18 protein-coding genes and 1 riboswitch are annotated in these 22,602 nt (G+C 42.7%); of the genes, 15 read left to right on the forward strand and 3 right to left on the reverse strand.

The genetic code is table 11. The annotated features are described in order from the left end of the window. Positions 1-14 precede the first annotated feature (14 nt). The 3 genes from BM232_RS03510 to BM232_RS03520 all read left to right on the forward strand — a co-directional run bounded on the left by BM232_RS03510 (position 15) and on the right by BM232_RS03520 (position 4,240). Positions 15-1,970 carry an alpha-amylase family glycosyl hydrolase gene (locus BM232_RS03510; RefSeq protein ID WP_091711797.1) on the forward strand — a complete coding sequence of 652 codons (1,956 nt, stop codon included), beginning with the start codon at positions 15-17 and terminating at the stop codon, positions 1,968-1,970. A gap of 92 nt (positions 1,971-2,062) precedes the next feature. Then, the gene (locus BM232_RS03515) at positions 2,063-3,391 is read left to right on the forward strand and encodes a DASH family cryptochrome (RefSeq protein WP_091711798.1); all 1,329 of its coding nucleotides are present in this window, start codon (positions 2,063-2,065) and stop codon (positions 3,389-3,391) included. A gap of 84 nt (positions 3,392-3,475) precedes the next feature. Then, entirely contained in the window at positions 3,476-4,240 is a 765-nt protein-coding gene (locus BM232_RS03520) for a TIGR01458 family HAD-type hydrolase (RefSeq protein ID WP_091711799.1), read from the forward strand. On the opposite strand, the gene rimO is transcribed toward BM232_RS03520, so the two are convergent. Further along, positions 4,237-5,547 (reverse strand): 30S ribosomal protein S12 methylthiotransferase RimO, encoded by a 1,311-nt coding sequence (gene rimO, locus BM232_RS03525; RefSeq protein WP_091711800.1) that lies wholly within the window; start codon positions 5,545-5,547, stop codon positions 4,237-4,239. The two genes, BM232_RS03520 and rimO, sit on opposite strands and share 4 nt — an antisense overlap. 248 nt (positions 5,548-5,795) lie before the next feature. Here rimO and BM232_RS03530 point away from each other — a divergent pair, with 248 nt between their 5' ends. The 8 genes from BM232_RS03530 to atzF all read left to right on the forward strand — a co-directional run bounded on the left by BM232_RS03530 (position 5,796) and on the right by atzF (position 17,280). Next, positions 5,796-7,379 (forward strand): methyl-accepting chemotaxis protein, encoded by a 1,584-nt coding sequence (locus BM232_RS03530; protein ID WP_091711801.1) that lies wholly within the window; start codon positions 5,796-5,798, stop codon positions 7,377-7,379. Positions 7,380-7,577: 198 nt separating this feature from the next. Further along, positions 7,578-7,676, forward strand: a riboswitch (guanidine-I (ykkC/yxkD leader). Positions 7,677-7,733: 57 nt separating this feature from the next. Beyond that, positions 7,734-8,801, forward strand: a complete 1,068-nt coding sequence (locus BM232_RS03535) for a putative urea ABC transporter substrate-binding protein (protein WP_091711802.1) — start codon at positions 7,734-7,736, stop codon at positions 8,799-8,801. 23 nt (positions 8,802-8,824) lie between these two features. Beyond that, a complete protein-coding gene (locus BM232_RS03540; RefSeq protein ID WP_091711803.1) occupies positions 8,825-9,649 on the forward strand; it encodes an ABC transporter permease in 825 nt (274 codons plus the stop codon). Next, positions 9,646-10,425, forward strand: a complete 780-nt coding sequence (locus BM232_RS03545; RefSeq protein ID WP_091711804.1) for an ABC transporter ATP-binding protein — start codon at positions 9,646-9,648, stop codon at positions 10,423-10,425. The genes BM232_RS03540 and BM232_RS03545 overlap by 4 nt, the downstream gene beginning before the upstream one ends. After that, on the forward strand, positions 10,422-11,159 hold the full coding sequence (locus BM232_RS03550) for an urea amidolyase associated protein UAAP1 (RefSeq protein ID WP_091711805.1): 738 nt from the start codon (positions 10,422-10,424) through the stop codon (positions 11,157-11,159). Before BM232_RS03545 ends, BM232_RS03550 begins: the two co-directional genes overlap by 4 nt. Before the next feature lie 18 nt (positions 11,160-11,177). After that, on the forward strand, positions 11,178-11,816 hold the full coding sequence (locus tag BM232_RS03555; protein WP_091711806.1) for an urea amidolyase associated protein UAAP2: 639 nt from the start codon (positions 11,178-11,180) through the stop codon (positions 11,814-11,816). 73 nt (positions 11,817-11,889) lie between these two features. After that, entirely contained in the window at positions 11,890-15,480 is a 3,591-nt protein-coding gene (gene uca, locus BM232_RS03560) for an urea carboxylase (protein WP_091711807.1), read from the forward strand. Further along, positions 15,481-17,280: an allophanate hydrolase gene (atzF, locus tag BM232_RS03565; protein WP_091711808.1), complete on the forward strand. Its 1,800-nt coding sequence runs from the start codon at positions 15,481-15,483 to the stop codon at positions 17,278-17,280. A 46-nt stretch (positions 17,281-17,326) separates the two neighbouring features. Here the strand turns inward: atzF and BM232_RS03570 are convergent, their stop codons facing one another. Further along, positions 17,327-17,626 carry a YMGG-like glycine zipper-containing protein gene (locus BM232_RS03570; protein ID WP_091711809.1) on the reverse strand — a complete coding sequence of 100 codons (300 nt, stop codon included), beginning with the start codon at positions 17,624-17,626 and terminating at the stop codon, positions 17,327-17,329. 81 nt (positions 17,627-17,707) lie between these two features. After that, complete coding sequence (locus BM232_RS03575) at positions 17,708-19,732, reverse strand: LTA synthase family protein (RefSeq protein WP_091711810.1); 2,025 nt, start codon at positions 19,730-19,732, stop codon at positions 17,708-17,710. Positions 19,733-20,163: 431 nt separating this feature from the next. Between BM232_RS03575 and BM232_RS15030 the strand changes: the two genes are divergently transcribed. The 4 genes from BM232_RS15030 to BM232_RS03585 all read left to right on the forward strand — a co-directional run bounded on the left by BM232_RS15030 (position 20,164) and on the right by BM232_RS03585 (position 22,482). Beyond that, positions 20,164-20,409: a hypothetical protein gene (locus tag BM232_RS15030; RefSeq protein ID WP_245752805.1), complete on the forward strand. Its 246-nt coding sequence runs from the start codon at positions 20,164-20,166 to the stop codon at positions 20,407-20,409. Positions 20,410-20,560: 151 nt separating this feature from the next. Further along, a complete protein-coding gene (locus BM232_RS15035) occupies positions 20,561-21,226 on the forward strand; it encodes a methyl-accepting chemotaxis protein (protein WP_245752806.1) in 666 nt (221 codons plus the stop codon). Positions 21,227-21,244: 18 nt separating this feature from the next. Beyond that, the gene (locus tag BM232_RS15040; RefSeq protein WP_342708122.1) at positions 21,245-21,694 is read left to right on the forward strand and encodes a methyl-accepting chemotaxis protein; all 450 of its coding nucleotides are present in this window, start codon (positions 21,245-21,247) and stop codon (positions 21,692-21,694) included. 212 nt (positions 21,695-21,906) lie between these two features. Further along, entirely contained in the window at positions 21,907-22,482 is a 576-nt protein-coding gene (locus BM232_RS03585; protein WP_091711811.1) for a DUF2726 domain-containing protein, read from the forward strand. Positions 22,483-22,602: the final 120 nt, after the last annotated feature.

The following is a 22,602-nucleotide window of genomic DNA, read 5'->3' on the forward strand; positions in this document are numbered from 1 at the left end:
AAACAAGGTTAAGCATGTACGAACAGCAAGCCCACACACTGTTGAACGATATCCTCAATGAAATTGAAGCTGGCATTTCAAAACAGGACTTACGCTATTTTTATACGCGTTTAGGGGCAAACTTTTATGCCATACATTCCTTATTTGAACGTTTGTATGGTCATCGTGATGACTTCAAAGAACAGTCTCAAAAACTAGTTGAAGCCATGGCGTGGCAGTATATCCATCGTCCGGAAGATCTGCGTCAGAAGGATATTGAACGTGAAGCAGACCATAACTGGTTTTTGAGTCAGAAATGGGTTGGCATGGCGCTTTATAGCCACGGCTTCGCCGGTAATTTGCAGGGAATGAAAGAACATCTGAATTACTTCCAGGAACTTGGCGTCAATCTGGTGCATATCATGCCCATTATGCAATGTCCGAAAGGCAGCAGTGATGGCGGTTATGCCGTAAGCGATTTTCGTAAGATCGATGAACGTGCCGGAAGCCTCAAGGATTTAAACGAACTTGCACGCAGCATGCATGAGCGTGACATTTTGCTGACCATGGATGTGGTCCTTAATCACACCTCAGATGAACATGAGTGGGCGCTAAAAGCACGGCAAGGTGAAACTAAATATCAGGATTATTACTACACATTTGAAAATCGGAATGTGCCAGATATGTTCGAACAGAGCATGCCTGAAGTATTTCCAGAGACATCACCCGGTAACTTTACCTGGGATGAGGAAATGCAACGCTGGGTCATGACCGTGTTTAATCATTATCAGTGGGATCTGAATTATTCTAATCCTTCCGTGTTTATTGAAATGCTCGATGTGATTTTGTTCTGGGCAAATCAAGGCGCTGATATTCTGCGTTTGGATGCTGTTGCCTTTCTGTGGAAAAAAATTGGTAGTACCTGCCAGAATGAACGTGAAGCCCACTTAATTTTGCAGCTGCTCAAAGACTGCTGCCAGGTGGTTGCTCCTGGTGTGTTATATATTGCTGAAGCGATTGTGGCACCTGTTGAAGTCACCAAATATTTTGGTGAAGATGCAGTTATTGCTAAAGAGTGTGAAATTGCCTACAACGCAACTTATATGGCATTGATGTGGGATGCTGTAGCCACAAAAAACACCAAGTTACTCAACCAGGGTATTAAGAGCCTGCCAGTGAAGCTGGAAAGAGCAACTTGGCTGAATTATATCCGTTGTCATGATGATATTGGTTTGGGCTTTGATGACCGTGATATCGAACTTGTTGGTTACCAACCTGCACAACATCGTAAGTTTTTGATTGATTATTATATGGGCCGTTTTGACCATTCTCATGCCAGAGGGTTACCGTTTGGTGAAAATGAGAAAACAGGGGATGCACGAATTTCAGGTTCCTTAGCCTCCCTGGTTGGACTGGAATATGCTTTGGAGCAGGGTGATTCACAAGCCATTGAAGACTCAATCAATATTATCTTGTTATTGCATAGTTTGATTATGTCTTTTGGTGGTATACCTCTTCTCTATTATGGAGACGAAGTGGGTACAACAAATGATGTTTCCTATCTTGATGATCCATACAAAAAAGGAGATTCGCGCTGGGTACATCGTCCGGTTATTAACTGGGATAAAGCGGAGCTGCGAAACCAGCCTGGCCACCCGCAATATGAAATATTTACTGCATTAAAACGGATGATTGCTGTTCGCAAAGAAATCGATGTGTTTGCTGATTTTAATAATCGCGAATTAATTGATGTCGGCAATGAGCATCTTTTTGTCTTCGAACGCTATTGTATTCAGCAACAGCATCAACGTGTTCTGGTAGTGGCGAATTTCAATGGTAAACCTCAGCATCTGAATTTAGATGAACTGGGCAGTTGGGGCAATCCACAGAATGGTCAGCTTTATGACTTATTTAGTGGCCAGCGTCCGGATTTGTTTAAAAATGCGTTAGTCATACCGGCTTTTAGCTTTTATTGGCTACAAGAGAGCTAGGTTTATACATTCATTAATCTTGCAAGCTTCACAAAATATCGACAATAAACAGTCTAGTTTCGATGCTAGGGTATTGTTGCTTAGGAACATAAATGTATAAAACCGGCTTATACTGGATTCAACATGATCTGCGTATTCATGATAATGCGGCACTGCTTGAAGCCAGTCTAAATTGTGAGCAGCTCATTTGTTTATATTGTTTTGATCCTGCCTGGTTCAGACAAAGCCGTTTGAATGCCAGACCGATGGGTGTTTTGCGTCGCCAGTTTCTCAATAAAACTTTACATGATTTAGGGAAAGAGCTAAAAAATCGTGGGCAACGTCTGATTGTGATGACTGCCGATCCGGTCTCGGCGATTTCTGTTCTGATAAAAAATCATCATATTGATGCGGTGTATCGTAGCCATCATGTGGGTGTGTTTGAGACCCGTCAATGGCATCATCTCAAAGTCGATTTTCCTCGTACGCTTTTTCATTCTGTCTCGACACATACCTTATTTCGCCCTGAGCAATTACCCTTTGCAATAAGTGATTTGCCTGCAACATTTACCGATTTTAAAGATTGCTGTGAAGCTATTGCTGTTGATAAACCGTTGGCTATGCCGCAATGGTTAGCGCCTCCTGTAGAAGCGCTGACGGGTTTAACCCATCAAACTGAAACAGAAGTTGCTGAGCTACATTACTGCTACGGCGGAGAAAAGATGGCGCTCGATCATCTTGAGCAGTACTTTTCATCTGATTTGCCTGCACAGTACAAAACGGTAAGAAATGAACTGGATGGTTGGGAAAACTCAACTAAAATGTCGGCATGGTTGGCCTGTGGCGCTTTATCGCCACGTAAGCTGATGGCACGATTGAAACGCTATGAGTCTGAGCATACAGCGAATGAATCCACTTATTGGATTTATTATGAGTTGTTGTGGCGTGAATATTTCCAGTGGTATGCACAGCGATATCAACACAAGTTATTCAAGGCAGAAGGGATAAACAGACAAAAAATTTCCTGTTGTTTTTATCCCGAGCGTTATCAGAAATGGTGCAATGGTAATACGCCATATCCTCTCGTTAATGCCTGTATGAAACAGCTTAATGAAACTGGCTATCTGTCAAATCGTGGTCGTCAGATAGTAGCCAGCTGTTTTGTTAATGAACTGCAACTAGATTGGCGGTTTGGTGCGGCCTATTTTGAACAACAATTAATCGACTACGACGTCGCCTCTAACTGGGGAAATTGGCAATACATTGCTGGGGTAGGGGCTGATCCACGAGGTGGTCGTCATTTTGATCTGGATAAACAAACAGAGATCTATGATGCTGATCGACGCTTTATCCGACGTTGGAAAGGCGAAGCCAGCCAGTATCCACTGGATTCCCTTGATGCCGCTGACTGGCCAATTATGCCGCCGGATAAAAATAGCTAAAAGATCTGTATTGCTGAGTATTGAGTTCATCTAAAAAGCATTGCATACTCAGATCATTGCTCTCATACAGTGGAGGCCATTGTTATGATTAAAGCAATTCTGTTTGATATCAGTGGTGTTTTGTATATTGATCGTCAGCCTATCGCCGGAGCGGTGGAACTGATTAAGACCTTAAGGCAGAGCTCAATACCAATGCGTTTTGTCACCAATACGTCACGCTCTACGAGTCAGTCAGTATTTGCTGAACTGACACGCATGGGCTTTGATATAAAACCAGAGGAAGTTTTCACGGCTCCTGTGGCTATAAAAAGCCTGTGCCAGGCTAAGGGCTATCGCCCCTTTTGTCTTATCCACCCTGATTTAATGCCTGAGTTTAGCGATTTAGATCAAAGCCGACCGAATGCGGTAATTGTTACCGATGCGGCTGAATTATTTAATTATCAACAACTGAATCAGGCTTTCTCATTATTGATGGATGGCGCTGTTTTGCTTGGTATTGGACGTAACCGATATTTCAAAAGTGCAGGGCAATTACAGCTGGATGCTGGACCATTTATTCAGGCGCTGGAGTATGCAGCAGATGTCAAAGCGCAAATCATTGGCAAACCCGATGCCAGTTTTTTCCAAGCGGCGGTGTCATCGCTTAATGTCAGGCCGGATGAAGTTCTGATGATTGGTGACGATGTAGCATCAGATGTTGTCGGGGCGATTAATGCGGGATTACAAGCCTGTTTAGTCAGAACGGGTAAGTTTTTACCTCAGGATGAAAAAGAGGCAAAATCCGCTAATGCCCTGATTGCCGACTCGGTAGTTGAGGCGGTCAATCAGGCATTTGATCTAGAGTATTAGATAAGCTTTGCCCAGAGATCGTATTCATCGGCTTCTTCAAATTCGACATCAACGATATCACCTACTTTCAGGTGAGTCGCACCATCAATAAAGACCTGGCCATCGATTTCTGGTGCATCCGCTTCACTACGGCCAACAGCACCTTCTTCAACCACTTCATCAATAATAATGCGGCCTTTACGTCCAACTTTTAATTGTAGCCTGGCAGCACTGATTTCAGCTTGATGCGCCATAAAGCGGTCAAGACGTTCCTGTTTAATCTCTTCAGGAATCTGATCCGGCAAATCGTTAGCTGTGGCACCATCAACAGGGGAGTAAGCAAAAGCGCCAACCCGATCAAGTTGAGCTTCAGTGAGAAAGTCGAGTAATTCCTGGAATTCTTCTTCGGTTTCCCCTGGAAACCCGACAATAAAAGTACTGCGTAAAGTGATATCCGGGCAAACTGCTCGCCAGGCATGAATACGTTCCAGATTATTTTGCGAGGAAGCTGGTCGCTTCATCAGCTTGAGAATGCGTGGGCTGGCATGCTGAAAAGGGATATCCAGATAAGGCAAAATTTTCCCTTCAGCCATTAGTGGCACTACGTCATCAACATGAGGGTAAGGATAAACATAATGCATTCTGACCCAAATCCCCAGTTCACTGAGAGCTTCAGTCAGATCATAAAAACGCGTTGCACGTTCACGACCGTTCCATTCACAGGACTCATATTTCACATCAACGCCATAGGCACTGGTGTCCTGAGAGATCACTAGAAGCTCTTTTACGCCAGCATCAGCAAGCCGTTTTGCTTCACTCATAACATGATGAATAGGCCGACTTACCAAGTCACCACGCATGGAAGGAATAATGCAGAAAGTGCAGCGGTGATTACAGCCTTCCGATATTTTCAGGTAAGCATAGTGTCTGGGGGTCAGCTTTATACCTTCCGGGGGTACAAGACTGACAAAAGGATCATGCTGAGGGGGGAGATGTTTATGTACCGCATTGACTACCTCTTCGAGGGCATGAGCACCGGTAATTTCTAATACTTGTGGGTGTTGTTCGCGAATGGTATTGTCACGGCTTCCAAGGCAACCCGTTACAATTACTTTGCCATTTTTAGCGATGGCTTCACCGATGCTTCCCAGCGATTCTTCAACAGCAGAATCAATAAAGCCGCAGGTATTCACAACGACTAAATCAGCATCATCATAAGTTGGAGTAATGCTATACCCTTCTGAGCGGAGCTTAGTAATAATACGTTCACTATCGACCAAGGCTTTTGGACAACCAAGACTAACAAAACCAACCTGAGGTGCTTTCATTTGAACTACCAATAACCCGAAAGGGGTATTTTAAATAATTTTTATTGATATATCTTGTTCATATTAATCTTATAAATAGGGTGAAATATATTTGCATTTAATTCAACAGGTTATAGTTCTGTATTCATTTTTTTCTGACGTATTAAAGTTATCTGGATTTTATGCCGTTAACTTAGGTTAGAAACAATAAAGTGGTCAGCAATTTAAAATAATAAAGTGGATTGTATGAACCGGTTAAGGGAACAAAGATGAAAAAAAATTTACCCATTACAGACAAAGAAGTCAGTTTTAATGAGCCGCTAATATCTACCACGGATCTTAAAGGGGCCATTACTAGCTTTAATGATATCTTCCGAGAAATTAGCGGCTTTGATACCGATGAGTTGATGCACGTTAATCATAATGTTATTCGCCATCCGGATATGCCACCTGCTGCTTTCGCTGACTTATGGTCAACAGTGAAATCCGGTAAACACTGGATGGGTATTGTAAAAAACAGGACAAAAACCGGTGATTTTTATTGGGTTGATGCCTACGTTACCCCTATATTTGAAGGTGATAAGGTTGTTGGTTATGAGTCTGTTCGTAGTAAGCCAAGGAAAGAAGATGTAGAAAGGGCCGACAAACTCTATAAACAAATCAATCAAGGAAAATCCCCTAAATTAGGTAATTTTTTCACCAGACTTTCTTTAAAAAATAAAACAGCATTAGGTGCTGTGTGTGTCGCTCTTGTTACAATATTACTCGGTCAGATTCCTGCCATTCAGCAATTACCGTTTTTTCTTTCTCCTGTTGTTTCTCTTATCGGCGGTATCGCGACCTACATGCTATTAAAAAGCTGGATTTTTGTATCGCTAGATAAAGCTCTGAAAGAAGCAAAAGACGAAGTGGACGACCCATTGATGGGCATGGTTTACACTGGTGCTGATGATGAAATTGGCCAAATTACTCTGATCAATAAATTACTACATGCCAAGCTTAATACGATATTGGTAAGAATGAATGACTCAGCGGGTAACATTGATAACTCAGCAAGTCAGACCTATTTATCTCAGCAATCCATTATGGAATCTATTAATTCTCAGGCATCACAAACAGAGCAGGTGGCAACTGCGATGACAGAAATGTCATCTACCATTCATGAACTCGCCAGAAATGCCAGCTTGGCATCACAATCTTCCAATCATGTTGATGAGTTAACACAGCAAAGTTCGCATAAGTCAGAAATGGCTGTGAAGGGATTGACTAGTCTGGATAACGCTTTTGATAACATCACTGAATATATTAAAACTCTGGAATCTGATTCCAGTGCTATCAACCCGATTGTGGATGTCATTAGCACGATTGCTGAGCAAACGAATTTACTTGCCTTGAATGCGGCTATTGAAGCTGCCCGGGCGGGAGATCATGGGCGCGGCTTTGCCGTTGTGGCTGATGAGGTACGTTCTTTAGCAACACGCACACAAGAATCTACACAAGAGATTTCTAATCTCATCTCAAAACTGGATGGTTCTGTAGCAAAAGTGGTTCAAGGGATGGACAAAACAAAAGAGACTGCTGCATCAAGCCGTTCGGATATTCAAGGCTCAATTGATTCGGTTAGCCTAATTAAAGAAAGTGTTGAGAAGTTAAACGAGCTGAATACTATGATCGCAACCGCTGTAGAAGAGCAAAGTTCAGTGAGTGAGGATATTAATAAAAATGTGGTCAGAATAAGCTCAGATGCAGAAACCGTAGTGAGCAATGCCAATGAGGTCAATAAAAACGCAGAAACACTGGCACAAGAATCACAAAACTTATTGAACATGATTAAACGTTTTTCTGGTGGTTAACTCATTCATGTATGCACCATAAAGGACATTGCATTATTATTTTTGCATCAATATGGTGCATTGTTTTCTGAGGTTAATCTGCAGCTTGATCTGGTAAGTAAATGATCAGCAGTGAATTATTAGAAAATATAGCCATCTGGCACGGTATCTGCGTTGTACTAATTAAGTGCTGAGGTGGTTTACCAACTACTGTCGACGAAATAAGGTTTCTAGGGTTCCGATCAACGATGATGTCTGGACCGAGAGTAACCGACCTTCACAGTGAAGGTTACACGGAGGGATAAAAGCCCGGGAGATTGTTTTTTGTAAAACATCTCTTGCACCGTGTTTCTAACTTAACTGTGAGGTAACTTCATGAAGTTCTCCAATCTTCGTATTATCAGCTTCTTGCTGCTTTCATTTTCTTTCCTAGTCGTTCCCTTTTCAGCGAATGCTGAACAAAAAGATAAATTCAGTATTGCCTGGACCATTTATGCAGGCTGGATGCCGTGGGACTATGCGGCAAATGCCGGTATCGTGAAGAAATGGGCCGATAAATACGGTATTGAAATTGACGTAGTGCAAATCAATGACTACGTTGAATCTATCAACCAATATACTGCTGGCCAGTTTGATGGTTGCACCATGACCAATATGGATGCGTTGACTATCCCTGCTGCAGGTGGTGTCGACTCTACGGCGTTAATTCTTGGTGACTTTTCTAATGGGAATGATGGCATTGTCCTGAAAGGGAAAGATAAAACCTTAAAAGACATTAAGGGCCAAAACGTCAATCTGGTTGAACTTTCTGTCTCACATTACCTTCTTGCTCGCGCACTCGACACTATTGGCTTGAGTGAGCGTGACGTTAAAGTCGTTAATACTTCTGATGCCGATCTGGTGGCGGTATTTAATGCCGATGACGTGACTTCAACAGTTACCTGGAATCCGTTGTTATCTGAAATTGTCTCAATGCCAAATACCAGCGAAGTCTTTGACTCCTCACAAATTCCTGGCGAAATCATTGATATGTTAGTGGTTAATACTGAGACGCTGGATGATAACCCGGCTTTTGGTAAAGCCTTAACCGGTGCCTGGTATGAAATCATGGCGCGTATGGCGGCTAAAGATACTGATGCCTTAACGTTTATGGCTAAAGCTTCAGGTACAGACCTGGCTGGCTACGAATCCCAATTAGCCGCGACCAATATGTTCTATCAAGCAAAAGATGCTGTCGCCTTTGCTGAAGGCCAACAATTGCCTGAAACCATGAAATACGTCAGTGAGTTTTCATTCGATCATGGACTGTTAGGTGAAGGGGCTATGGATGCTGGCTTTATCGGTATTGCTTATCCTGATGGTGCCATCGTCGGTAATAAAGAAAACGTCAAACTGCGTTTCGATTCTTCTTTCATGTCTATGGCGGCTGACGGTTCTTTGTAACCGTCAGCAGTCCGGGAATCATTATGAAACGACTAATCAATCAACAGCCCAGCAAAGCCGGTAAATGGTTATTAGGTGCCTTACCTTTTATTCTGATTTTACTGGTTTATGTGGTGGCATCGAATGAGCGTTTAGCAGTAAATCCCAACGACAAACTGATGCCTTCATTTGAAGCCTTTGGTCATGCGATTCATATGATGGCCTTTGAACCTAGTAAACGTACCGGTGATTATCTGTTATGGGCTGATACGCTGGCCAGTTTGCAACGATTAGGCATCGGCGTTGGTATCAGTGCACTTATCAGTCTTATCGTCGGTATTTTGATTGGCATCATTCCCTTAATGCGAGCAGGATTTGCACCAGTGGTAACTGTCATTTCTCTGGTGCCACCATTAGCGATTTTACCTATCCTGTTTATTATTTTCGGTTTAGGTGAAGTCGCTAAAATCACTCTGATAGTGCTCGGTATCACGCCCTTTTTGATTCGTGATGTGCAATTACGTGTGATGGCCTTACCCGAAGAGCTGATCATCAAAGCACAAACTTTAGGTGCATCTACCTGGCAATTGATAGTACGGGTGATACTGCCGCAGATTTTACCTAAATTGATTGATGCAGTGCGTTTAAGCCTGGGATCTGCCTGGTTGTTTTTAATTGCAGCAGAGGCTATTTCAGCGACTGAAGGGCTAGGTTATCGTATCTTCCTGGTCAGACGTTATCTGGCGATGGATGTGATTCTGCCTTATGTGGTCTGGATAACTTTATTAGCGTTTCTGACTGACTATCTATTACGTAGATTGTCTTTATATGCCTTCCCTTGGCAGCAAAACGAGGGAGGTGCTAAATGAACAATATTGAACTGAAAAAGCTATGGAAAGAGTACGGCGATAATGTGGTACTCGAAAATATCAACCTGACTGTAAAAGCAGGGGAGTTTATAACGCTGGTTGGCGCATCAGGCTGTGGTAAAACCACATTTCTGAAAATGCTGCTGGGCACTGAGAAACCTTCTCGCGGCCAATTATTGCTGGATGGTGATCCCATCCGCGATGAGCCCGATGCTGATCGGGGCATCGTCTTCCAGCGTTACTCTGTCTTTCCCCATCTGAATGTTATCGAAAATGTGATGCTGGGTGTAGAGCTTGGCGAATCCAGACTATTAGGTCGCTGTTTTGGTAGTAAACGTCGGAAGGTCCGTGCTCAGGCTCAGGAAATGTTAGAGCTGGTAGGTCTCGGGCATGTAGCTAAGCAATATCCAACGTCACTATCTGGTGGTATGCAGCAACGTCTGGCAATTGCCCAAGCCTTAATCAAACAACCTAAAGTGTTATTGCTGGATGAACCGTTTGGGGCGCTTGACCCAGGTATTCGTTCAGATATGCATGCCTTGATTTTAGATATCTGGCAAAAAACCGGAATCACCATTTTCATGATTACCCATGATCTTACCGAGGGATTCTATCTGGGAACACGTTTATTGGTGTTTGATAAACACCGCATTGACCCTGATAACCCGAACCGATATGGCGCATCCATTACCTTTGATATTCCGGTTGCTGATACTCGGAAATCAACATTGGATGACATCTCCAATACGATGAAACAAAAGCAGGAAACATTATGAGCCAGAAACAAAACGATCTGATTTATGGAGACACCTTGCCCGGTGGTACGCATTGGTCAATGTTAGTTAGAAAAGGCACGACACTGCGTCTGATTGATAAAGAGGGCGGTGCCAATGTAGGCATGTTGTTTTATAACCCTTTGAATAAACTGGAACGTTATAACGCCCCGGACACCTTGAAATGTCAACATACCTTTAAGCTGACCAAAGGCCATTGTTTGTATTCAGACATGGGTCATGTGTTCTGTTCCATTATCGATGACACCGTTGGGTGGCACGATACTGTGGGCGGAAACCTATCCACCGAGAGCATGAAAAAACGCTGGGCAGATAGAAGTTATCAGGAAGCTCGCAATAACTGGACATTAAGCGGTGATAATTCATTTTTAGTTGAGTTAGCCAAATACGGCATGAACCGTCGTGATATGGCCGCTAATCTGAATTTGTTCAGTCAGGTAAAAACCGATGCCGAAGGCAATATGCAATTTGTTGAAAATAACAGCAAAGCGGGTGATTACATCGATTTACGTTTTGAGATGGATACGCTGGTTATCTTCCATACCTGTCCGCATCCAATGAATACGGCTGCTGTTTACCCTAAACATCCCGTGACATACCAATTGAGAGAATCTGCACCTGTGGCTGACGATGATGAGTGTGTAAATCACTGCGCTGAGAATCAGCGTGGTTTTGAAAATAACCGTATTTATCACCAATGCGGTCATCATCATTAATTAGGGAAGGATATTGTTGTGATTAAAGAAAGTAATTTAAACCCTGGGCAAGCCAGCTATCGTGAAGAAGTGTTAGCAGGCGATTATTGGATGCATGAGCTCAAAGCAGGTGAAACGCTGCGGATTGTTGATTCACATGGTAATCAGGCTGCCGACACTTTGTTTTACAGTGCGGCTGATCCCAGTGAAAGATACAGTGCAATCGATACATTACGCGAGCAAGGTAATGTTTATCTCACTGCAGGAACAACACTGTTGTCGAATCTTGGCAACCCCATGTTAGAGATTACTGCAGATACCTGTGGCCGACATGACACGCTGGGTGGTGCCTGTGCCACAGAATCTAACACCGTGCGTTATTCGCTGGAGAAAAAGACCATGCATGCTTGTCGTGATAGCTGGATGCTGGCGGTCGCTGAAAATGAACATTTTGGTGTCAGCAAACGTGACATCACTCATAACATTAACTTTTTTATGAATGTACCCGTGACAGAAGACGGTCACCTGACCTTTGCTGATGGTATTTCTGAAGCCGGTAAATATGTGGAAATGACGGCAAAAATGGATGTGATTGTGTTGATATCTAACTGTCCACAGTTGAATAACCCTTGTAACGCTTATAACCCAACACCTGTAGAAGTGGTTATCTGGAGCTAATACGGATTGTGTTTCGGGACGACCCGAAACAACGCTTTATTTGCTGGGACGACCCAGATTAGGAATACCCATCATGTTTAAGAAAGTTCTAATTGCTAACCGTGGTGCTATTGCGACGCGGATTACTCGCACCTTGCATGAAATGAATGTCCAGGCAGTAGCGATATATGCCGAAGCTGATCGAGATTCATTACATGTCAGTGCTGCAGATGAAAGCTACTCACTGGGCGAAGGCCGTGCCAGTGACACTTATCTTAATCAACAACGCATTATCGATATTGCTAAACAGGCAGGCGCTGAAGCAATTCATCCCGGTTATGGTTTCCTCAGTGAAAATCCAGGGTTTGCTCGTTTATGTGAACAAAACAATATAGTTTTTCTCGGCCCCACAACAGAGCAGATGGAGTCGTTTGGTCTAAAACATAGTGCCCGGGCTTTAGCAGAAGATAACGATGTACCTTTATTGCCAGGCACGGGCTTATTAATGTCTTTAGAAGATGCCGTTACCCAAGCCAATGACGTTGGTTATCCAGTGATGCTCAAATCTACTGCTGGCGGCGGCGGTATCGGTATGAACCGTTGTGATGATGAAGCTTCATTACGTCAGGCGTTTAACTCTGTTAAAAATCTGAGTGCTAATAACTTTTCCAATGATGGGGTATTTCTGGAGAAATTTATTACTCGCGCCCGTCATATTGAAGTGCAGGTGATTGGCGATGGGGAAGGGCATGTACTGGCCCTAGGTGATAGGGACTGCTCCAGCCAACGCCGTAATCAGAAAGTCATTGAGGAAGCGCCAGCACCTAATATTCCTGATGATGTTCGTGCCGAAATGCAGGAAGTGGCTGTCAGACTCATGTCTGCCATTCACTATCGTAGTGCCGGTACGGTGGAATTTGTTTATGACGCTGATAATCAACAGTTCTACTTTCTGGAAGTAAATACCCGTCTGCAGGTTGAGCATGGGGTTACAGAAGAAGTGTACGGCGTCGATCTGGTCCGCTGGATGATCGAAGTCGGTGCTAAAGAATCTCAATTACCTGCAAAAGCACCTGAACCTAAAGGCCATGCGATTCAGGTCAGACTTTATGCTGAAGATCCGCATAAACAGTTTCAGCCATCTTCAGGCTTACTGACAGAAGTTATCTGGCCAAAGAGTGAGGCCATTCGCGTTGATTACTGGGTTAAAGCCGGTATCGAAGTCTCGCCTTTTTATGATCCGATGTTAGCCAAAATCATCAGTCATGCCGATAGTCGTGAATTAGCCCATAGTAAGTTATTAACGGCATTAGAAGAGTTACAAGTTTATGGTATAGAGACCAATGCCGATTATGTTAGCCAAATTTTAAAAGACGAGGCTTTCTTAAACGCTGCTGTTACCACTCGTTATCTGGATGGTTTTATCTATCAGCCTTCAACTATTAATATCTTGTCGCCAGGCACCATGACAACGATTCAGGATTATCCTGCACGTGTTGGTTACTGGGATATCGGTGTACCGCCATCTGGGCCATTTGACAGTCTCTCATTCCGTTTAGGTAATCGTTTATTAGGTAATGACGAGTCCTGTGCGGGGATGGAAATTACCTTATCGGGCCCTGAACTGAGCTTTAATGTGGCGACCAGCATTGTGGTGACTGGTGCTGAACTGAGCATTGAAGTCAATGGTGAAGCAAAATCAGCATGGCAAGTTATTTCAGTACAAGCTGGTGATAAGCTGAAATTAGGTCAGGTTAAAGGTGCGGGTGCCAGAGCCTATCTATTAGTCGCTGGTGGCATTCAGTGTCCTGAATATTTAGGTTCACGCTCAACCTTCACTTTAGGTCAGTTTGGTGGACACGTCGGTCGTACATTAAAAACAGGTGATGTATTACACATTCTGCCTGAGCAACAAGTCGCTGATAATACGTTGATGGCAGATTCTTTACAGCCTGAAATTGAGCATCACTGGGATATTCATGTGGTCTACGGACCGCATGGTGCACCTGACTTTTTCACTGATAATGATATCGAGATGTTCTTTTCGACAGACTGGAAAATTCATTACAACTCCAGTCGTACCGGCGTGCGTTTGATTGGGCCAAGACCAGAATGGGCAAGAACCGATGGTGGCGAAGCTGGTCTGCATCCTTCTAATATTCACGATAATGCCTACGCTGTTGGGTCTATCGACTTTACTGGGGATATGCCGATTATTCTTGGGCCAGATGGACCCTCTTTGGGGGGCTTTGTTTGTCCGGCAACCGTAATTACCGCTGATTTATGGAAAGTGGGCCAGTTAAAAGCAGGAGATACCGTTCGCTTTATACCTGTATCGATTGAAACAGCCAATGCCTTAGAGCGTGCACAAAATCAGGCGATTGATGGTTTAAGTCAACAATCAGTATCCGTAGAGCCTGTCGTTATTGATACGCCTGTTCATGCCATTAGCAAAGATGCTTCATCGGGTATGGACATTACTTATCGACTGGCAGGGGATCACTATCTCTTAGTCGAATTTGGTGAGCAAACCTTAGATATCAATCTGCGGTTTAAAGTACATGCCTTAATGTTGTGGTTACAGGAACAGGCGGTGACGGGCATTTTAGAGCTGACGCCAGGTATCCGTTCGCTGCAGGTGCACTATGACAGTATGGTGTTATCTCTTGATGACTTAATGAGTGTATTAAAACAGGCAGAGAAAGATATCCAGCATGTGGATGATTTAGATTTACCCACCCGGATTGTGCATATCCCGATTTCCTGGGATGACGAAGCTTGTCGTTTAGCCAGCGAAAAATATATGCAATCGGTGAGAGAAAATGCCCCATGGTGTCCTGATAATATTGAGTTTATTCGCTGTATCAATGGTCTTGATTCCGTAGATGACGTGAAGAAGATTGTGTTTGATGCCAGCTATCTGGTGATGGGACTGGGCGATGTGTATCTCGGTGCCCCAGTAGCGACACCAATGGATCCAAGACACCGTCTGGTAACGACAAAATACAATCCGGCCAGAACCTGGACCGCAGAAAACTCTGTTGGTATTGGCGGCTCGTATTTATGTGTGTATGGCATGGAAGGGCCGGGTGGTTATCAGTTTATCGGACGTACTCTGCAAATGTGGAATCGTTACGAAACAACCAAAGAGTTCACCAAGCCCTGGTTATTACGTTTCTTTGACCAAATTCAGTTTTATGAAGTCAGCCATGATGAGTTAATGCAAATACGCCGTGATTTTATTCATGGTAACTATGAACTCAAGATTGAAGAAACACGTTTCAATTTAAAAGACTACAACGCCTTTATTGAACAGCATCAAGCTGAAATTGATACGTTCACCAGCATGCGTCAGAAAGCCTTTAATGAAGAATTAGAACGTTGGAAACGCGATGGTCTATTGCATTTTGATAGTGGTGATCAACAGGTCGAAGTGGATGAAGCTTTATTGCCACTGGCAGACAATGCAATTTCTGTAGATAGCCCATTGAATTGCAGTATCTGGAAAATCGAAGTGGAAGAAGGACAGGACGTGAAAGAAGGTGACACCTTGATGATTTTAGAAGCCATGAAAATGGAAATTCTGGTGACAGCACCGCAGGCAGGTAAAGTGACTTCACTTTCCAGAAAAGCAGGATCACAAGTCGGTATGGGTGACCGTTTATTAGTGTTGGAGGTTGAATAAATGACACAACAAAATATGACCATTGCTGCCTTGCAACAAGCCTATCAAGCTGGTGAGCTGTCACCAAAACAAGTTATTAAGAATGCCTTAGAGCGTTGTCAGCAGTATCTTGAACACAATATCTGGATCGAGTTATTCAGTCTGGAACAACTTCAGCCTTATCTGGATGCTTTGGAAAACAGCAGTATTGAAGACAAACCGCTGTTTGGGATTCCTTTTGCTATTAAAGATAATATCGAGTTGGCGGGATTCCCTGTCACGGCAGGCTGTGAGGCCTATACTTACACGCCCGATAAATCAGCCTTTGTTGTGCAACAACTGATTGATGCTGGTGCAATTCCTCTAGGTAAAACCAATCTGGATCAGTTTGCTACCGGGCTGGTGGGCGTGCGTTCACCTGAAAAATGGGGGCCATGCCATAACAGTTTTGATAAAGACTATATTTCTGGTGGCTCAAGTTCGGGCTCAGCGGTGGCTGTGGCATTAGGTTTAGTCAGCTTTTCATTAGGTACAGATACCGCAGGGTCAGGACGTGTGCCTGCCGCCTTTAATAATCTGATTGGTTTAAAACCAACCCGAGGTTTATTGAGTACCGATGGTGTCGTGCCAGCGTGTCGTAGTCTGGATTGTGTATCTATTTTTAGCTTAACCACTGATGATGCCAATACGGTATTTAATGTAGCCGCCGAATTTGACGCTAATGATGCCTTTGCCAGACCCAATCTGGATACCAATAAAGGTAACTACGGTCAGTTAGCCGACAGTACGTTTAGTTTTGCTGTGCCAAAATCCGATCAGCTGAATTTTTTTGGTGATGCAGAATATGCTGAGCAATTTGAACAAGCGGTAAAACATCTGGAAAGCTTGGGTGGTGAGAAACAGTTTATCGATTTCGAACCATTCTTTACTGCTGCCAGACTGCTTTATGAAGGCCCTTGGGTGGCAGAGCGTCGTGTGGCAACAGAAGGCGTCGACAGACAAGCTATGCTGCAAGTCATTCAGGATATTCTGGCGACACAGGAAGATGCCCGAGCAGATGACTTATTTAAAGCGGAATATAAGTTACAGGTTTGCCGACAGCAGGTAAGAGATGCGCTGGAAAGCTATGATTTTATTCTGACGCCAACAGCTGGCACCACCTATACCATTGAACAGGTACAGGCAGATCCGATAAAACTTAATAGTAATCTGGGGCATTACACCAACTTTATGAACCTGCTTGATTGCAGTGCGATAGCGGTACCGACAGGATTTATTTCATCGGGTTTACCGTTTGGTGTGACCTTATTTTCACGTGCTTTTAGTGATGCCCGTTTATTAAGTTATGCCAATTTGATGCAGCAGTCTTTACGATTGCCATTAGGTGCGATGGATATTTCCTGTCCAGATTCAACAGCGGCTATCTCAGGCTGTGATGATCGCATCACTGTCGCCGTATGTGGGGCTCATTTGCAAGGGCAACCGCTTAATTATCAATTAACGGAGCGAGGCGGTGTCTTTTTAGAGAAAACGGTAACGGCTAATGCCTATAAGCTTTATGCCTTAGCGGGTGGTCCACCAAAAAGACCTGGACTGGTTCGTGATGAAAACGGGTCAGAGATTGAAATTGAACTCTGGTCTTTACCTACAGCCACCCTGGGATCGTTTCTGGCAGGCATTGCAGCGCCTTTAGGTTTAGGCAAGTTGGAAGTGAAAGATGGGCGCTGGGTCACAGGATTTATCTGTGAGCCTTATGGCCTTGAGCAGGCGACCGACATTACATCATTTGGATCCTGGCGTAAGTATTTGTTAAATAAATAAGCGATACAAAAAAGCCGTCATTGATGACGGCTTTTCTTTTTGGAAACTAGCAGTTTCCTTTTTTTGCCTGACCGGGCGGGCAGAAGTGTCCTTTATGGTCATCATAATGATGTTCTTTATGATGTTCGCTGTGACCTTCAGATTCATCAGTGTTGACGGCTACACCTGTGGCTGCACCGATAGCACCACCTATCATTGCACCATCTCGTCCACCTACTTCGTTGCCAACGGCAGCGCCTACAGCACCACCAATGCCGCCACCTACTGCTGCATCTAATGTAGAGCTATCAGCATGAGCAGCAAATGCTGTCATGAACAATGGAATGATCAGGAATTTTATTTTCATATTGTTATTTATCCTCTTTACAAATAACTAGTGCGCAACATAACTGAATGTAAGCAGGTTGGCAATTATTCGCTGGGCTGATCAATTAACAGCAACAGGGTTATCTGGTGCTTTTACACCGGCTTTACCTTGTAATAAAGTCGATGTGGCCGATTCAATATACGCATCTATACGATGATCCAATTTCTCTGTGTCAGCAGCGTCATGAATCATGTTTGCAGATGCTTTTGGTAATAACTGATAGTTATATAACGTTGCAGAGTTGTCTGTTGATTTAACCAGCACTTTATTATCATCAATGATAGCTGTAGTTGGATCAGAGCCTGATGGTTTGACAACAGCAAATCCGGCGTCATTGATATTTAATAAATCACGACCCCAGCAGCTATAAGTGGTATCTCCACCCATTAAACCAGCGACAGTTGGTGCAATATCAACTTGAGCGCCAACCGTTGAATTACTGTGACCATATTTTTTGACAACATCCGGGCCAATAACTAATAACGGCACATGGAATCTAAGCATATCAATATCGGTGACCTGATTAGGGGTACTAAAGCCATGATCACCCACTAAAACAAATAGTGTGTTATCGAAATAATCTGACTTGGCTACTTTTTTGAAAAACTGGCCTAAAGCCCAATCGGCATAACGCATCGCGGTTAAATGTTCATTCAACTCACCATGACCTGTCACTTTTGCTACTGGAAGTGGGGTAGGTAAAGCATAAGGTGTGTGATTAGATAAGGTTTGTAAAAAGGCAAAAAATGGTTTGTCTTTAGGCATTTTTTGTAACTCTTCGGCAGCCCGGTCGAACATATCCTGATCGGATACGCCCCAGGTAGGATCGGAGAAAACAGGATTCACAAAATCGTGTCTGCCAATAAAACGTTGCATACCCTGAGCACCAAAAAAGCCTTTTTGATTATCCCAGGCGAAATCGCCGTTATAGACGTATATGCTTTGATAACCTCTGTCGGCTGTCATTTGTATCAAACCCGAAAAATGGTTACTGCCCTCAGGCTGTTGCATCAAATACTCATAGTGAGGGAGGTTAGGAAAGCAGGCTAATGAAGCAAACATACCTTGGTGAGTATGCGTGCCGTTTGAGAAAAAGCGATTGAATAACAGGCCTTGTTTAGCGAGTTTGTCGAATTCAGGTGTGATGCCTTCATCATGACCTAAAGCACCGACATATTCACCACTGAAACTTTCCATAAGAATGAACACAACATTTAATGGTTTTTGGGTTAAGCCCACATGTGCATGATAACTACGTAATACGGGTGAGTACTCGGGGTCTATAAGTTGATCAGACGGCGTTAAAATCATTTTCTCGACAGTGCTGTTAGCATCAGCTAATGGCATTTTCTTGAGCCACTTATTATCGCCTTTTTTGGTACCAATGACGGCTTTAGCTAATGTATAAACGCCGTTTAAGCCCAAATGATTAGCAAAAAGATAATTACTCTGGAAGGCATCACCCCAACGCAGTGGTGGCCCTTGACGTAATGTGCCTCGTGCAGCCACGACGGATATTAACAATACTACGAGAAATGCCGTCATTCTCAGGCTGTATCGAGTTTTATCAGTGGACTTAGCTTGGTTAATCCGGCTGTTTACAGTAAAGATAAAAAATAATGCCGTGATCATTAGACCGATAATGATGAGGTAAGTGACGACAGGAAACCCATACCAAATCATGCTCAATACTGTTGCCGGATCTTCCTTCATATATTCAAAAACCAGGCTGTTCAGCCGTGTATGAAACTCATGATAGAAGTCGAGCTCAACAATAGCGAGAAAGATCATCACGCTGGAAACAAAGGTAAGCCAGACTGTATAGGCTTTACGGTTGCTTAAACCATTTTTAAACAGTAAGCCAATAACTAATGGTAGAAGCATATAAACCGTGACAATCAAGTCAAAGCGAAGCCCGGTGATGAAGGCATGAATAAGATCATGGCTGGGAATGCTGGCACTCAGATCATTGTTTCGCCATAACAGAACGCCTCTTAATAGCGTCTGTAACAGCATTAAAATAAATGCAGAACTAAAAATAAAATAAAGATCAGAAGAGAGACTGTTGTTATTATTTTTTTGCATGGAATATCCATCAGTTATCAGCGGATTCACCATCAATAGTGAATAAAGTGAAATTATTGGTGAATGCATCATACATAGTTTTCGTTAAGAAAAACTTAAGGTAGATAAGTAATGATATTTTTTGATGTATTTCAGATTGGAGAGTAAAGCTTCGATAAAAAAGATTTATTATCAAGAATGTTAGCCGATATACTTCCTGAAGCAGCTATGACATTTTCATGGTTGGCAGGATGATGATTGGACTTGATTAGGATACGGAGTTGGAATTCAGTTTATTAAAAATCTTCCTATTGGAAAAAAGATTTTCAGTGTGGTTGTTATTCTTGGGCTAAGCCAAGTGCTTATCTCCGCTTTTGCTATCTTCAAAATGAATAATATTTCGGATGAGTTTTCCGTTATTCATCAAATGTCATTACCGTTGGAAAAAAAACGTGTCTGAAGCGAGCCAGCTTCAATTAAAAAAAGCGTCCGAATTACAACAGTTGATGATTGATGCCAAATCAGGGGCGAGAAGGAATGTCATCAAAGCGCATTTTGCCACAATAGAAAATATTACCTTGCAAACAAATCAAGCGATGCAAGATATTGTGACACTTCTCAATACCTCCAAAGATAAAAGTCTGGATGCTGATTTACAGCGGATGTGGGTAGTCTGGAAGAAAATACAGCGAAGGTAGTTGAGCAACAGGCCAATTATCAGAAATACGTTGATAGCGCGATTTAGATTATTAAACGTGGCGGCAGTATGTCGGGTGGTGGTTATCTGTCAAAGGATGAACAGACGCAGTTACAAGAAATTGAAGAAAGCTATTTGAAAGCTTACAAGCGATGCAAGCAAGTATTGATAACATCACAAACCGTTCAGTAAAAAATGTGCAGAATGTACAGAGATCCAGTTTATTCAGCCTTATTGCTATGGCAGTCGCTTTATTGATTATTGGTATTTTCATTTCAAAAATTATTATCAGCAATATCGTCACACCTATTAAAGGCGTGATGACGGTTCTTACCTCGATGGCTGAGGATAATGATTTAACAAAACGCATGAACTTTGACAGCGAAGATGAAGTTGATGCGATGGGAAAAACCTTTAATCTGTTTGTCGAAAAGTTGCAGAGCTTAGTCATTAGTCTTACCCAGGCATCAGAGCAATTATCGACAGCAGAAGAAACCTCTGTGGTGAGTATTTCCACCAATCAGAATATTGCCAAGCAAAAAAATGAAACGATGCACGTGGCATCGGCTATCACGCAAATGACTGCAATCGTACAGGAAGTTGCCATTAGTGCTGAAAAAGCCTCTGAAGCGGCGGTGAAAGGGGATAAGGATTCAGAATCTGGTCGAAAAGTTGTTGAGGAAATTGTTTCATCAATTAATAATTTAGCAGCAGAAATTACTACCTCAACCTCAGTCATTAAAACCCTGAAATCAGATAGCGAAAACATCGGTACCGTACTTGATGTAATTAAGAACATTGCAGAACAAACGAACTGACTTGCTCTAAATGTAGCTATTGAAGCTGCTCGTGCTGGCGATCAGGGACGTGGTTTTGCTGTTGTGGCTGATGAAGTACGTTCTTTAGCACAAAAAACACAAGACTCAACCAAAGAGATTGAAGACCTCATTCTTACTTTGCAGCAAGGTTCAGATAACGCTGTTAACTCAATGGCACTGAATCAGACGAGCATTGAAGGCCTGGTATCAAAAGCAGTGGATGCCACTAATTCATTAAAAGAAATCACGAACTCCGTTAGCTCGATCACCGAAATGAATACATTAATTGCGACGGCAGCCGAGCAACAAAGTCATGTTGTGAATGAAATCAATAGCAATGTACATAATATTCAACAAGTGTCAGAAAACACGGCTGAAGGCTCAGAGCAAGTATCACAAGCGAGCCAGGAAATTGCCCAATTAAGTGAAAAGCTCACCAGTATGGTTAGACAGTTCAAAGTAGCTTAGAACGTATTGTTTGGCAGCGACTGCTTATCCATTCGTAAAGTCACTGTCGCGGCTTATCATAAAAAGCAAGAAGAGCTTTTTATGATAATGCTGTAAGAGGGCTATTGTTATATAAAACAGATGCTTGATAAATAGTTATAGAATAATGTCTTTATTCATTGCTGAGCGATGAGCATCTATTCTAAGATCAGTTTTTCAACTGGAATATTAGAATGTCATTTGTTTTTATTTCATTATTTATTGTCATATTAGTGGCTGTTCTACTTCTTGCCTTGATGAAAGGTGACAAGAAAGAAACAGAAAAGACAACGGATTATCCCTACAGTAAACAACCCGCATTACTCACTCCAGCAGAACTATCATTTATACATAGCCTGAAGCTTGCCGTAGATGGACAGTATGATATTTCTTATAAAGTACGACTTGCCGATATAGTTAGTGTAAAACAAACAAAGTCTAAATCTGATTGGCAAAAAGCCTTTAACAAAATTCAGTCTAAGCATGTCGACTTTGTTTTGACTGACACTAAAACAGCAGACATTCTATGTGCGATAGAGCTCGACGATGCCTCCCATAACAAACCTGCCAGACAGCTACGTGATGAGTTTCTCGATAATGTATTGCGAGTCACCAGAGTGCCTTTATTACGTTTCACAGTAGAGCAAAGTTATCAGTCGCAATTGATTGCAGAGAAAATAAAGAATGCGATTCACCCTGAATTTGCTATTCACCACTCAGCTGATGTCGTGATGGATGATATAAAAATCCTTATTAACCCAGACAAATAATATTTACTATCGAAGCGATATATTTCTCATTGCATCTTTTAAATTTGTGCGGCTGTGTTTAAGTATATGAATAATAATTGTTAAATAAATACTTGAATTTTATCAACCTCATCCATATAT

The organism is Methylophaga sulfidovorans, from assembly GCF_900114205.1.
Classification (GTDB): domain Bacteria; phylum Pseudomonadota; class Gammaproteobacteria; order Nitrosococcales; family Methylophagaceae; genus Methylophaga; species Methylophaga sulfidovorans.

What these genes read in the sequence shown, in the direction of transcription:
- BM232_RS03510 (WP_091711797.1), top strand. Translation starts at nt 15, where the DNA reads ATGTACGAACAGCAAGCCCACACACTGTTGAACGATATCCTCAATGAA.
- BM232_RS03515 (WP_091711798.1), top strand. Translation starts at nt 2,063, where the DNA reads ATGTATAAAACCGGCTTATACTGGATTCAACATGATCTGCGTATTCAT.
- BM232_RS03520 (WP_091711799.1), top strand. Translation starts at nt 3,476, where the DNA reads ATGATTAAAGCAATTCTGTTTGATATCAGTGGTGTTTTGTATATTGAT.
- rimO (WP_091711800.1), bottom strand. Translation starts at nt 5,547, where the DNA reads ATGAAAGCACCTCAGGTTGGTTTTGTTAGTCTTGGTTGTCCAAAAGCC.
- BM232_RS03530 (WP_091711801.1), top strand. Translation starts at nt 5,796, where the DNA reads ATGAAAAAAAATTTACCCATTACAGACAAAGAAGTCAGTTTTAATGAG.
- BM232_RS03535 (WP_091711802.1), top strand. Translation starts at nt 7,734, where the DNA reads ATGAAGTTCTCCAATCTTCGTATTATCAGCTTCTTGCTGCTTTCATTT.
- BM232_RS03540 (WP_091711803.1), top strand. Translation starts at nt 8,825, where the DNA reads ATGAAACGACTAATCAATCAACAGCCCAGCAAAGCCGGTAAATGGTTA.
- BM232_RS03545 (WP_091711804.1), top strand. Translation starts at nt 9,646, where the DNA reads ATGAACAATATTGAACTGAAAAAGCTATGGAAAGAGTACGGCGATAAT.
- BM232_RS03550 (WP_091711805.1), top strand. Translation starts at nt 10,422, where the DNA reads ATGAGCCAGAAACAAAACGATCTGATTTATGGAGACACCTTGCCCGGT.
- uca (WP_091711807.1), top strand. Translation starts at nt 11,890, where the DNA reads ATGTTTAAGAAAGTTCTAATTGCTAACCGTGGTGCTATTGCGACGCGG.
- atzF (WP_091711808.1), top strand. Translation starts at nt 15,481, where the DNA reads ATGACACAACAAAATATGACCATTGCTGCCTTGCAACAAGCCTATCAA.
- BM232_RS03570 (WP_091711809.1), bottom strand. Translation starts at nt 17,626, where the DNA reads ATGAAAATAAAATTCCTGATCATTCCATTGTTCATGACAGCATTTGCT.
- BM232_RS03575 (WP_091711810.1), bottom strand. Translation starts at nt 19,732, where the DNA reads ATGCAAAAAAATAATAACAACAGTCTCTCTTCTGATCTTTATTTTATT.
- BM232_RS15035 (WP_245752806.1), top strand. Translation starts at nt 20,561, where the DNA reads ATGCAAGCAAGTATTGATAACATCACAAACCGTTCAGTAAAAAATGTG.
- BM232_RS03585 (WP_091711811.1), top strand. Translation starts at nt 21,907, where the DNA reads ATGTCATTTGTTTTTATTTCATTATTTATTGTCATATTAGTGGCTGTT.